The organism is Gluconobacter cerinus (assembly GCF_002723935.1).
GTDB lineage: Bacteria > Pseudomonadota > Alphaproteobacteria > Acetobacterales > Acetobacteraceae > Gluconobacter > Gluconobacter cerinus.
The window spans coordinates 553,557-566,504 of the sequence record NZ_BEWM01000001.1; the positions used below are offsets into that span (position 1 = coordinate 553,557).

The 12,948-nt window shown below is 56.6% G+C and carries 12 protein-coding genes; 6 read left to right on the forward strand and 6 right to left on the reverse strand.

The features are described 5' to 3' along the window. Window positions 1-3: 3 nt before the first annotated feature. Window positions 4-1,506: a S10 family peptidase gene (locus tag GCE01_RS02545; RefSeq protein ID WP_099210711.1), complete on the forward strand. Its 1,503-nt coding sequence runs from the start codon at window positions 4-6 to the stop codon at window positions 1,504-1,506. A gap of 155 nt (window positions 1,507-1,661) precedes the next feature. Beyond that, window positions 1,662-3,866 carry a histidine kinase dimerization/phosphoacceptor domain -containing protein gene (locus GCE01_RS02550; protein ID WP_099211113.1) on the forward strand — a complete coding sequence of 735 codons (2,205 nt, stop codon included), beginning with the start codon at window positions 1,662-1,664 and terminating at the stop codon, window positions 3,864-3,866. Window positions 3,867-3,955: 89 nt separating this feature from the next. Here GCE01_RS02550 and purF read toward each other — a convergent pair whose 3' ends face one another. From purF to thiC, 4 genes are read right to left on the reverse strand one after another with little or no spacing between them, the layout of a single operon-like run. Continuing rightward, complete coding sequence (purF, locus tag GCE01_RS02555) at window positions 3,956-5,395, reverse strand: amidophosphoribosyltransferase (protein WP_046899973.1); 1,440 nt, start codon at window positions 5,393-5,395, stop codon at window positions 3,956-3,958. A 25-nt stretch (window positions 5,396-5,420) separates the two neighbouring features. Further along, entirely contained in the window at window positions 5,421-5,984 is a 564-nt protein-coding gene (locus GCE01_RS02560) for a CvpA family protein (protein WP_086634374.1), read from the reverse strand. 3 nt (window positions 5,985-5,987) lie between these two features. Further along, window positions 5,988-6,344, reverse strand: coding sequence for a hypothetical protein (locus GCE01_RS02565; protein ID WP_099210713.1), 357 nt, complete (start codon window positions 6,342-6,344; stop codon window positions 5,988-5,990). 13 nt (window positions 6,345-6,357) lie between these two features. After that, complete coding sequence (gene thiC / locus GCE01_RS02570; protein WP_244591051.1) at window positions 6,358-8,211, reverse strand: phosphomethylpyrimidine synthase ThiC; 1,854 nt, start codon at window positions 8,209-8,211, stop codon at window positions 6,358-6,360. A 307-nt stretch (window positions 8,212-8,518) separates the two neighbouring features. Here thiC and GCE01_RS02575 point away from each other — a divergent pair, with 307 nt between their 5' ends. Further along, entirely contained in the window at window positions 8,519-9,016 is a 498-nt protein-coding gene (locus GCE01_RS02575; RefSeq protein WP_099210717.1) for a DUF1543 domain-containing protein, read from the forward strand. Window positions 9,017-9,047: 31 nt separating this feature from the next. Continuing rightward, complete coding sequence (locus GCE01_RS02580; protein ID WP_099210719.1) at window positions 9,048-9,395, forward strand: gamma-glutamylcyclotransferase family protein; 348 nt, start codon at window positions 9,048-9,050, stop codon at window positions 9,393-9,395. A gap of 75 nt (window positions 9,396-9,470) precedes the next feature. On the opposite strand, the gene hemA is transcribed toward GCE01_RS02580, so the two are convergent. Together hemA and GCE01_RS02590 are read right to left on the reverse strand one after the other, a co-directional pair. After that, complete coding sequence (gene hemA / locus GCE01_RS02585; RefSeq protein ID WP_046899979.1) at window positions 9,471-10,682, reverse strand: 5-aminolevulinate synthase; 1,212 nt, start codon at window positions 10,680-10,682, stop codon at window positions 9,471-9,473. Continuing rightward, window positions 10,679-11,632 (reverse strand): LysR family transcriptional regulator, encoded by a 954-nt coding sequence (locus GCE01_RS02590; RefSeq protein WP_099210721.1) that lies wholly within the window; start codon window positions 11,630-11,632, stop codon window positions 10,679-10,681. The genes hemA and GCE01_RS02590 overlap by 4 nt, the downstream gene beginning before the upstream one ends. A 112-nt stretch (window positions 11,633-11,744) precedes the next feature. On the opposite strand from GCE01_RS02590, the gene GCE01_RS02595 reads away from it, so the two are divergent. Both GCE01_RS02595 and GCE01_RS02600 read left to right on the forward strand, forming a co-directional pair. After that, entirely contained in the window at window positions 11,745-12,449 is a 705-nt protein-coding gene (locus GCE01_RS02595) for a pirin family protein (RefSeq protein WP_099210722.1), read from the forward strand. Window positions 12,450-12,580: 131 nt separating this feature from the next. Beyond that, the gene (locus GCE01_RS02600; RefSeq protein ID WP_086634368.1) at window positions 12,581-12,940 is read left to right on the forward strand and encodes a YidB family protein; all 360 of its coding nucleotides are present in this window, start codon (window positions 12,581-12,583) and stop codon (window positions 12,938-12,940) included. Window positions 12,941-12,948 lie beyond the last annotated feature (8 nt).

The following is a 12,948-nucleotide window of genomic DNA, read 5'->3' on the forward strand; positions in this document are numbered from 1 at the left end:
CAGATGATGTCCCGCCGCGCGCTGCTGCTTGCCCTGTCCCTTCTTTCACCCGTTTCTGCCTTTCCTGCCCTGGCGGCAGATGCCCCGAAGGACACGCCCAAAGCTGACGCAGCCAAGGCCTCAGACAGCTTTACCGGTGAAGCCGCTCTGCTTCCCACTGACTCGGTTACGAAGCATCATCTGAATGGCATCGCCTACACCGCGCATGCCGGCACCCTGACCCTCCGTGGCCCCGATGGGAAGCCGACGGCGCGCATGTTTTACGTGTCCTACACCAAGGACGGCGCAGCGGACGCCAAGCGTCCTGTCTCGTATTTCTTCAACGGTGGCCCCGGTGCCGCAACAGCCTACCTGAACCTTGGCGCCGCAGGCCCGGTCGCACTGACCATGCCTCCCAAGGATGCAACCGACGGCACTCACGCGAAGCTCGGTGACAATCCGGACAGCTGGCTTCCGTTCACGGACATGGTGTTCTTCGATGCCGTGGGCACGGGCTATTCCCGTCCGCTCGACACCGCCAAGGCTGCAGACCAGTTCTACGGCGTCAAGCAGGATGCCAGCACGTTTGCCAAGGCCATCCAGCTCTGGACAGCCAAGAACAGTCGCCAGTCGTCCCCCCATTATCTGGTGGGTGAAAGCTACGGCGGCATTCGTTCCATCCAGGTCGCCAATGCGCTTCAGATGGAACAGGGAATTCTGTTGAACGGCGTCGTGATGCTGTCGCCTGCCATTGAGATGCCGCTTCTGGACACGGACGAGAACCCTCTGTCTGCTGCCCTCATGATCCCCAGTCTGATTTCGGCGCATGAAAGCCCGAACGTCACCCAGCAGTCGGCTGATGCAGCATATGAATGGGCGATGGGCACTTATCTTCCCAAGGTTGCGGGCAAAATCCCCAGCGGCGAAGACGGAAAGACATTCTACGCCGAAGTCGCTCACCGTACGGGCCTTCCAGAGGATGTGGTAACGCGCCAGCATGGTGTTCCGGCTATCGGGTCGCATGACGTCATGTCCCAGAACGGTCGCCTTCACGGCCTGTATGACTTTACGCAGACGATTGCCGACCCTGCGGCAGACGGTCTGGACGAAAGCCCTGACCCAACGCTGTTTGGCTTTGGCCGGGCCTATGGCAATGCGTTCTCTGGTTATGCCGCCAACGACCTCGGTTTCCAGACTCCGCTGACCTATGATCTGCTTTCCTTCAAGGTCAATTCAAGCTGGAAATGGAGCGAAAACGGCCCCGCTCCCATCCATCAGATTCCGGTTCTGAACCGTCTTCTGGCGCTTGACCCCGGCCTGCGTGTGTTCGTTGCAAACGGGTACTACGATCTTGCCTGCCCATTCGGCACAGCCCGCTGGATGAAAGACCATCTGACGGTCGGAGCAGACCGCGTTTCCCTGCATCTCTATCAGGGTGGCCACATGCTCTATACGCGCCCCGCCAGCCGTCATGCCCTGTCTCTGGACGTCGCATCCTGGATGCAGCAGGACGCAATCCAGCAGTAAGCCAAATTGACAACAGGGGGCCGAAAACCTTAAGGTTCACGATATATTCCTGTTGAATTGTCGTATTTTCACAGGGGTTTGCTTTTCGAGCAGCCCCTGCCTAGATGACAAGACCAAACACTTTCTGCATTTCCGCCAAGAGGGATTTTCAGACCTTGACCTTATCGTCGAAGATCTCTCTCCAGTCGGGGCAGCCCCTTTCAGATGCGCTGCTCACATCCTGTGATCGTGAGCAGATCCATCGCCCGGATGCGATCCAGCCCTACGGGCTTCTCCTGATTGCCAAGGCCGATACTCTTCAGATTATTGCCGGCGCAGGCGATCTGGAAGCGCGCCTCAATCCGAACTGGCTGGGCCAGAGCCTACCTGATCTTCTGAACATTCCAGCAGATGGGCTGAAACTGTCAGGCGGCAAGGCCCTGAACAATACCCGGGTCTCCGGCCTGCAGGACGAGACGTTCAATGCCCAGTTCCACGTCTCTGGCGAGCACCTTCTGGTAGAACTGGAGCCTCTGGACAGTCGTAATTTCCTGACGTGGGAAATCTTCAGCCAGATTGATGCCACAGCTGACCGTTTCGAGCGTTGCCCGGACATTGCCGCCGTGTGCCATCACGGCGCACAGGTCTTCGCGAAGCTGACCGAATTTGATCGCGTGCTTGTCTACCGCTTTCAGGAAGACGGCTCTGGCTGCGTGATGGGGGAAAAGCGCAATGAGGCTTTCCCATCCCTCATGAACCACCACTTTCCGGCCAGCGATATTCCCCGGCAGGCGCGTGCGCTTTATCTGCGCAACCGTATCCGTGTCATTCCAGACATTCATTACGAAGCTGCCCCTATTCGCCCTGTTGAGGCTGGCACCACAGGTATCGACCTGAGCGATGTGCAGCTTCGCAGCATCTCACCCGTTCATTTGCAGTATATGTCGAATATGGGCGTGGCGGCCTCAGCCTCCATCTCGCTGGTCGTGGACGGCATTCTGTGGGGCATGATCACCTGCCACAACGCGACACCGCGCATTCTCTCCGAGGACATCAGAGCCGCATGCCGGACGCTCGCTGGCGTCATGTCACGTCAGCTTCGGAACAAGGAAGAACTCATCACGTATCAGGAGCGTTTGCGCCTGAGGAACGCCATTGAGTTCGCGACGTCCCATTTCGACCCTGCCGCGTCCGTAAAGGACAACCTGCAGCGATCCGTCACGGAGTTACGCAGCCTGTTTCCCTGCGATGGCTTTGCAGTCATTGATCAGAAAGAGATCAAAACGTCTGGCAAGGTTCCTGAACATTCGGATCTCCTGGCCATTCGAGACTGGCTCCGTCTGGGCAGCAACGGCGGGATTTTCTGTAGCTCCTGCCTGGGCAAGGACTACCCTCCCGCAGAAATGTGGCCCGAGGCTTCTGCCGGAATTCTGGCCATCACACTGCCTTTCCGAACCTCCCTGACGCTTGTCTGGAGCCGGGTCGAGATCGTTCAGGTCATTGAGTGGGCTGGCAATCCTCACAAGGGAGCGCCTGACCACGACGGGATTCTGCATCCTCGCAAATCTTTTGAGTCCTGGGAGCAGACCGTTCTTGGTCATTCCCATCGATGGACGACAGAACAGAAGCAGGCCGCCCGTCGCCTTCGCCGCAGCCTGATTGCCGATTATCAGACCCAGCAACTCCGCGAGTTGAATGCGACCCTGACGGCGACAGTTCAGGAACGTGAGAGCCTGATTCAACAGAAAGACTTCCTGATCCGTGAGGTAAACCACCGTGTGCAGAACTCACTGCAAATGGTGGCATCTTTCCTGAAGCTTCAGGCCCGGACGTCCACGAACGAAGAAACCACCGAAGCCCTTTCTGAAGCCCAGCACCGGATTGCGGCCATCGGGCTAGTTCATCGGCGCCTGTATCGTGGCGATCAGATGGGCATGGTTGATCTGAGCCGCTACCTTGAAGAGTTGATTGAAGAGCTCTGCTCTTCACTCGGCGAAGAATGGCAGGCGCAACTTCGCATGGTTCTGTCACCCGTCTCCATTTCGGCAGACCGCGCCATTAATGTCGGGCTGGTGCTGACGGAGCTGGTCATCAATGCCAGCAAATATGCCTACGGCGGCCAGGCCGGTCCGCTTTACCTCTCACTTTCCGTCACTGGCGACCGTCTGACGTTGACTGTTTCCGATCAGGGCCGTCATGACATCAATCTGAACGGAAGTGGTTTCGGGACACGCATGATGAAGGCTGTCGTCGGCAGTCTTGGTGGCACCCTCACCTATACGCCGCTTTCCCCTGGCCTTGAGGCTGTCATGGCCGTGCCGCTTGACATCAACGGACCAGCTTCAGCGCATGAAGACATTCCTGACGGTCTGTATTCCTGAAAATCATCTGTCTGAGCACAAAAAAAAGCGCCTGCTCCCTCATGAGAGCAGGCGCTTTTTTTATAAGGTCGCAATAGAGCGAATATCACTCAGGAAACCAGATTGCCTTCTTTGTCCACGAGCGTGATCGGATAATCACCCGTGAAGCAGGCATCGCAGTAGCGACCTGCGCCATCCGTACGACTTTCATGACCCAGCGCCCGATAGAGGCCATCAAAGCTGATGAAGGCGAGGCTATCTACGCCGATAACGGCCGCCATTTCTTCCATCGTATGGGTTGCTGCCATCAGCTTGCTCTCTTCGGGCGTATCAATGCCATAGAAGCAAGGATGGCGCGTTGGCGGAGACGTAATGCGCATATGCACTTCCGTCGCACCGGCCGCGCGCACCATATCCACAATCTTGCGAGACGTCGTTCCACGTACAATCGAGTCATCGACCAGAACGACCCGACGTCCAGCCAGAACCGGACGATTGGCGGAATGCTTCATCTTCACGCCAAGATTTCGGATCTGATCCGTTGGCTCAATGAATGTCCGGCCGACGTAATGATTACGGATAATGCCCAGCTCAAACGGGATACCGCTCTCAGCCGCATATCCGATCGCAGACGGAACGCCAGAGTCCGGCACTGGCACGACAACATCTGCTTCGACTGCCGTCTCGCGTGCCAGCTCTGCACCGATGCGCTTGCGGGCTTCATAGACAGGCTGGCCTTCAAGCACTGAATCAGGCCTTGCAAAGTAGATGTATTCAAAAACGCAGAAGCGCCCACCCTGATCGCCAAACGGGCGAAGGGACCGAAGCCCCTCAGAGTTTATCACCACGATTTCGCCTGGCTCGATGTCCCGAACGTATTCCGCACCAATGATGTCGAGCGCACAGGTCTCACTGGAAAGAACCCAGCCACCGTTCGAATCTTCGTAACCCGGCATCCGGCCAAGAACCAGCGGACGAACGCCCAATGGGTCACGCATACCAATCAGGCCATCATCGGGCGTCAGGGTAATGAGGGAGTAAGCCCCCTTCACCTGCTTGACGGCGTCAATGAAGCGATCGAGTACCGTGGTATAGAGGGAAATGGCGATGAGATGGATGAAGACTTCCGTATCCGTAGAGGAATGGAAGATACATCCGCGCTTCACCAGCGCTTGCTTCAGTGTGGCAGAGTTGGTCAGATTTCCGTTATGGGCAACGGCCAGACCACCGAACTCGTAATCCGCATACAGCGGCTGCACATTCCGGACATGCGTTCCGCCTGTGGTGGCGTATCGGTTATGACCGATGGCAACACTTCCAGGCAGCGTTGCCATGACACGGCTGTCTCCGAAGACATCACCAACCAACCCCAGACCTTTATGCTGATGGAACCGTTCGTTATCGAAACTGACGATTCCGGCAGCTTCCTGACCACGATGCTGAAGCGCATGGAGTCCAAGAGCGGTCAGGGCAGACGCATCAGGCACGCCCCAGACGCCGAAAACGCCACATTCCTCGTAAGGACGGTTAAGAGTATCGGAGGCAGTCATGCAGTTCGGCCTTTCCGGACTGGGTTCACAACGACGCGTCATGACCGCTTGTGGGCGGCGATGCAAGATGTGGTTGCAATGAATGTGGCAGATAACCGGCAAGTCGGGATGCTCCGGCCTCAATATATGGCCCGGTGAAGCTTCCCTGCATCAGGTAGGAGGTCCAGGACCCGAAAAAAGACCCTGCCAGCAGATAAAGTGCGATCAGCATCACATATCCGCGCAGAATGCCGAAAATAGCGCCCAGTATGCGATCTACGCCGCCAAAAAGAGTGCCCCTCACCGCTGCACCGACACGTCCGGCGATCGTCGTCAGGGTCAGGAGGATGACGATGAACAGGACTGCGGCGCTTGCGCTTTCCGCCAGCCAGCTCTCATGCAGATAGGGAGAGATCCATGGAACCAGGGCAGCATGGAACCGATAGGTGAGAATGACGGCCGAAGCCCAGGCGACAAGCCCGGAAAGCTCTGTGGTAAAACCGCGTGTCAGCCCCCAGAGAGCAGACAGACCAATCACGATCAGCACGCCGATATCCAGCCGGCTCAGGTCATCCGGCGAAATATGAGACAGATCTGGAAGAGAGGGCATGGCTCAGGGCAATTTGGTGGAACGATAGTGGCCGCCTTTACGCGGACGGATGCCATTAGCACGAAGTTCTTCCGCAAGGCGGATTCTTTCGTTCAGTTCTGCCCAGACCTGATCGCCTTCAACGCCGCGGGCTTTCCATACCTTCTCAAGAAGACCGACGAAAGCCGCGCTTTCACGGACCAAACCGGCGCGATCATTGACCATGACATGCAGAACGCAGTTTGAAGCCGAATTGCCCAGCCGGGTCGCCAGTTTCGTGACTTTGCGGGTTTTCCGGAATGGGAGAAGGTCTTCCTTAAGCGGCATCACTATATGATGAGGGTGATGGCCTATGGACGCAAGGCCATCACCCTCAATCATTCCGCGTCAGGTGTTATTCCGCAATCGTTTCCACTTCATTTTCCGGAACATAAAGTTTTGCACCATGTTCCTGAAAGACTTCACTCATCTGCGCCATACCATCCTGACGTTCTGCCTCACGGCGAATGTCGTGGCTGATCTTCATGGAGCAGAACTTCGGGCCGCACATCGAACAGAAATGAGCCGTCTTGTGAGCCTCTTTTGGAAGCGTTTCGTCGTGGAAGCTGCGTGCCGTATCCGGGTCCAGCGCCAGATTAAACTGATCTTCCCACCGGAACTCGAACCGTGCACGGGACAGGGCATCATCCCGCAACTGAGCTGCCGGATGCCCCTTAGCCAGATCAGCCGCATGAGCCGCAATCCGGTAGGTTATGACACCCGTCTTCACGTCTGAGCGGTCCGGCAGACCCAAATGCTCCTTGGGTGTTACATAGCAAAGCATCGCCGTCCCGAACCAGCCAATCATGGCCGCCCCGATACCAGAGGTGATGTGATCATAGCCCGGCGCAATGTCGGTCGTTAGCGGGCCAAGCGTATAGAACGGCGCTTCGCCACACTCCTTGAGCTGCTTGGTCATGTTAACCTTGATCTTGTGCATCGGCACATGACCTGGCCCTTCAATCATGACCTGACAGCCCTTTGCCCAGGCCACCTTCGTCAGTTCGCCCAACGTCGTCAGTTCAGCAAACTGCGCCGCATCATTCGCATCGGCAATTGACCCCGGACGCAGCCCATCCCCCAGTGAAAAGGTGATGTCATACCGGCGCATGATGTCGCAGATCTCTTCGAAGTGCTCGTAGAGAAAGCTCTCGCGGTGATGCGCCAGACACCAGGACGCCATGATGGAGCCACCACGGGAGACAATTCCCGTCGTCCGTTTTGCGGTCAGCGGGATGTGCTGAAGACGGACACCAGCATGAATCGTGAAATAATCCACGCCCTGCTCGGCCTGCTCGATCAGCGTGTCGCGGAAGATCTCCCACGTCAGCTTCTCAGGAACACCATTCACTTTCTCCAGCGCCTGATACAGCGGCACCGTGCCGATCGGCACTGGAGAGTTCCGCATAATCCAGTCACGGATGTTGTGAATGTTCCGCCCTGTAGAGAGATCCATCACCGTGTCCGCGCCCCAGCGGATGGACCAGACCAGTTTTTCCACCTCTTCGGCCGCAGAAGACGTCACAGCCGAATTGCCGATATTGGCGTTCACCTTCACGAGGAAGTTGCGGCCAATAATAACCGGCTCAAGTTCCGGATGGTTGATATTGGCGGGAATGACAGCCCGCCCCCGCGCCACTTCTTCGCGCACGAATTCTGGCGTGATGAACGCTGGAATCTCCGCACCGAAATCCTCGCCATCTGCCCGGCGCTCTTCCGCTCCCTTTGCCATTTCAGCACGGCAGACGTTTTCGCGATGAGCAATATAGATCATCTCTTCCGTGATGATCCCTGCCCTTGCGTATTCATACTGCGTGACGTGCTGTGCGCCCTCACCCGAATAGACTTCGTGCGGTGCCGGACACGCCGGAACAGCTTGCGCCTCACTTGCGAAGCCGTTGTCTTCTGGCTTGACGGCCCGCGCTGCAACCCGTTCGAAGCCCCGCTTGGCAAGCCATTCTGCACGTGGAGCCGAGAGGCCCTTCGTCACATCAATCGTGACAGACGTGTCTGTATAAGGACCGGAGGTATCATAAACTCTGACAGGCGCTTCATTCGCTGACGGATGCAGCGCAATTTCGCGATATGGGACCAGAATATCCGGGCGTCCCGGCGCTTCGGACCATTTCTTGCAGGAACCCTGAATCGGGCCAGTCGTCACATGACCTACAGCTGGTCTCTGGTTCAGGTTTTGTGGAATGTCACCCATGTTCGCCCCCTCTGAGGCAGAGGGAGCAACAGCACGCACCACTGGCAAAGCCAGTTTCGTTGTGTCTCAACACCATTCCCTCCGCCGGTTCTAACCGGATCAGGTTTCCCGGATGCAGGATGCACCCGGCAGGGTCGTCACACCGCAGACCTTACAGTCCTTCAGTGACCTCTCAGCTTCTTTTGGCGAAGCTCCCCCTGGTAGGGGCCACACTCATCGCATCGGCTTCGTCCTGTCAATGCGTTTCACCGTGAAGTGTGTCGGGGAACCAGCTATGACCTGCTTTACGTTTTGAGGAGACACGCTCTTGAACCTGTATGTTTTCTATCTCGGTGGCGCAGCACCCGGCGCGAACATCGAAGTTCATGATGTTCAGTTTGCGATCGCGAACAAGCCGGAAGATGCTTATCCATCACTTGCAGAACGCTGGTTTGGGGTTCGGAATTCCCTGCACGTCGATGCTTATGGCATCATCACATGGGCGGACGGACACGCCGTCACACTCAGTCCTGAAAAGCCTACAGGCACCCAATCGCTCTATTTCATCAATATGGGTGGATATGCGGCCGGTGAGTTGAAGGAAGAGCACGCTTTTACCTTCCTCGTCGCCACATCGGCAGAGGATGCCAAGGCAAAAGCCAAAAAGACCCTATTACCGGGCTATGACCATCGCCACCGCGACAACTTCATGGAAGTGGATGACTGTCTGCCGCTGGAACAGATTGATGGGCTTTATATCCATCTGACTCCACAGAACGACGGGCACCCTATCACAGCGCTTTGGCAAGGGTACCGAAAGATCTGATGTCCCTGCGCTTTATCTTACGGAGCTACTCATGCCTGACCAGAGGCCGGTTTATCTGTTTTCTTACGGAACACTCCAGCAACCCGAGATTCAGCTGTCCTCATTCGGTCGCCTGCTGCATGGTGAAGAAGATGCGATGACGGGCTATCAAGCGTCGATGATGGAAATCACGGACGCTGCTGTCATCAAGGCCAGCGGCAAACGCTTTCATCCTGTTATTCACCCGAGTGACAATCCACAGGACGAAATCACAGGGCAAGTCTTTCGCATCACTGAAGCTGAGCTTCTCGCTGCAGATGCTTATGAAGTGTCCAGCTACAAGAGGGTGCAAGTTACACTGCGCTCAGGCAAAAATGCGTGGGTCTACGTGCTCGCCTGACCAGCTCAGAATCAAAAAAGGCAGCCAGTGACCCGGCTGCCTTTTCCAAAATTCAGAACGCTGGCCTACCTGACTTCAGGCAGCCTCAGAGCGCTTGAGCTGACGTTCGCGCCAAAGCGTGGAGAGTGCTTCAACCAGTTCATCAATTGCTTCGTTCGTATGAAGCGGCGTCGGCGTCAGACGCAGACGCTCCGTTCCGCGCGGGACGGTCGGGAAGTTAATCGGCTGGATGTAATGCCCAAAGCGGTTCAGCAACTCATCGGAGAGATCCCGACATAGCTCAGCCTCACCCACCATGACGGGTACGATATGGCTTGGATTGCCGACATGCGGAATACCTGCCTTGTCCAGAGCAGCCCGCAGATAGGCTACAGCACGCTGCTGTCCTTCACGTTCTGCGCTGCTGCGCTTGAGATAACGGACACTGGCCAGAGCACCCGCAGCAATCATCGGCGGCAGAGCCGTGGAGAAAATGAAGCCTGAACCGAAAGAGCGCACGAAATCGCAAAGCGGCGCGGAGGCAGCAATATAGCCGCCCACAACGCCATACCCCTTGCCGAGCGTCCCTTCGATCACCGTCAGACGATGAGACAGGCCTAGCTTCTCAGCCACGCCCGCACCATGATCGCCGTACATGCCTACGGCATGAACTTCATCAAGGTAGGTCATGGCGCCGTATTTGTCGGCCAGATCACAGAACGCTTCGATCGGGGCGATATCGCCATCCATGGAATAGACGGACTCAAATGCGATGATCTTCGGAACGTCTGCTGGAAGTTCCTTCAGGCGACGCTCAAGATCTTCCACATCGTTGTGACGGAAAATCTGCTTTTCAGCGCGGGAATGACGGATGCCCTCAATCATGGAGGCATGGTTCAGTTCATCCGACAGAACCACACAGTTCCGTAGCCGGCCTGCAATAGTGCCGAGCGTTACCCAGTTGGACAGATAGCCCGAGTTGAAAAGCAGGGCGCTTTCTTTCCCGTGAAGGGAAGCCAGCTCTTTTTCCAGTTCCACATGATAGTGGTTCGTGCCGGAAATGTTGCGCGTTCCACCTGCGCCAGCGCCCGTCTCATCAAGGGCATCATGCATCGCCTTGAGGACTTCCGGGTGTTGCCCCATGCCGAGATAATCGTTGGAACACCACACTGTGACGTCACGACCGAGCCCATGATGATAGGCTTTCGGGAAATTGCCGGACCGGCGCTCAAGTTCCGCAAAGTAACGGTAGCTGCCATCGGCGCGCAGACCGTCCAAGGCGGACTGGAACATCGCATCATAATTCATCGCGTTTTCTCCTGCGCGGCACTGTAATCCTGTGAAATCTTTCCGCCAAGTGCCTGCTCCAGATAGGCCAGCAGAACACGGAGCCGCGCAGGCATCTGCATCCGGGTGGCACCACACCCCACGACCATAAACCAGACAGACAGAACACTGCCCCGCCACTTGGGCAGAACCTCAACCAATCGCCCCGCATCCAGATCCCTCCGCAGCATGAAATCTGGCAGAAGCGCTAGGCCTGAGCCATTTCGGAGCGCGGGCAAAAGCATGTCCCCACTATTCACCATCATCCTGCTTCGCAGGCGAACAGAAGCCTGCTGGCCGCTCTCATGCGTAAGTCGAAGCAGGTCTGGCAGATCGGAATTCGCGTAGAGCAACCCTGCATTGCCTGAAAGATCTTCCGGCTTTTCGATCGTCCCGAGTCTCTCTTTCATTTGTGGTGAACAGACCAGCCGCATCACGGAACGGCAAAGAAGATGAGCCCCTCCGTTGGTTACGGGAGCGAAGTCTCCCGGTGTAATGCGGACGGCTGCTTCAAACCGGCCACTCAGCAGATCGACGGTCCGATCATCCAGATCAATCTCCATGGAAATATCCGGATACCGGTCCATAAATTCCGGCAGAACAGGTCCAAGAATATCCAGCCCGAACCCCATGGGAGCCGCCAGGCGGATCGTTCCTCTCGGACTGACTGAACCTTCCCGTAATTCTGCTTCCAATCCTTCGCCATCAGCCAACATCCGCCGGGCACGTTCCAGGCACGCCACTCCAGCCGATGTCAGGGAAAGATGACGCGCACTTCGCTGAAAAAGAGTCGTTTTCAGGCGATGCTCCAGACGCGCAATCACCTTGGACACTGTAGGCGGAGACAGCCCAAGAGTGCGCGCTGCAGAGGCGAACGAGCCGCTTTCAGCGACACGGGCAAAAACAGCCCAGCCTTCCAGATCGGGGAGCATACAGCCTCTCTAAGATGCGCTTTATGGAAACTTCATATTTCCATCAATTCCATTTTCTTTACGCCACATTGCGCCCATCTTGAAGGCCATAACCTTTACTGAGGAGCGACCAATGCTCGATATCAGACCCTTCTCCTCGCTTGGCCACGCCAACCATGGATGGCTGGACGCCCGGCATCATTTCTCTTTCGCTGGCTACACGGATCGGCACCGTATGCACTGGGGCCGTCTGCGCGTCTGGAACGATGATAAAATCGAAGGTGGGACAGGCTTTGGCGCTCATCCGCACAAGGACATGGAAATCATCACCTATGTTCGCACCGGAGCCATTTCTCACGAAGACAGCCTTGGCAACAAAGGCCGTACGGAAGCTGGCGACGTTCAGGTCATGTCTGCCGGCAGCGGCATCGTCCATGCCGAGTTCAATAAGGAAACCGAAGACACCACCCTCTTTCAGATCTGGATCATTCCCAATGAACCAGGTGGCACGCCCAGCTGGGGCACGCGTCCTTTTCCTAAGGACGCCCGCAGTGGACGGTTCGTAACCCTTGCCTCCGGCTTTTCAGAGGATGACGCTCTGCCGATCCGCGCCAAGGGACGCGTTTTGGGGGCAACCCTGAAAGCGGGCGAGACCCTGACTTTCGAAACGAGCCGGGAGAATTTTTCCTATCTCGTACCCGCAACAGGAAGTCTGGAAATCGAGGGGCGCACCGTTGCAACGCGGGACGGGGCAGCTCTTACGGATGTGGAAACCATCGTCATGACGGCCCTGGAAGACGCAGAGATCGTGCTGGTAGAAAGTGGCCCATTAGACTGACGCGGAAGGGCGGAAACATCACGCAAAGGTGTTTCCGCCTCATGCTACACACGCCTTCTTCAAACGTTGTTATGACAGGGCCAAGTCCCACCGGATGCGGCCAGTTTCTCCCTTGATGAGGAGTACGGGTCATGACAACCACGACTGAGACCAAAGGCCAGAAATCCACCTCCCTGTTCGTCCGCTTCGGGGACTGGCTCAGCAATGCAAGCATGGACAGGTCTGGCCTGACGGAAGTTACAATCCGTCTGATGCGTGACGACTGTCACCTTGCCACCCGTGTGAGCGAAATTCACAACACGGAAACCAACCCGCTCACCCCCAAGGAAGTCGAAACGCTCATGGGTGAGAAGCATCTCAAATATATTGCAGATCAGACGGGACAGTCGCTTGAGGCGATTGAGGATGCTCTGACACAAGTCCTCCCCATGCTTGCTAATCTGCTTCGCGTGGATCCAGAGCGCCTGTTCCAGTACCAGTGCAAGATCTGAAGTCATAA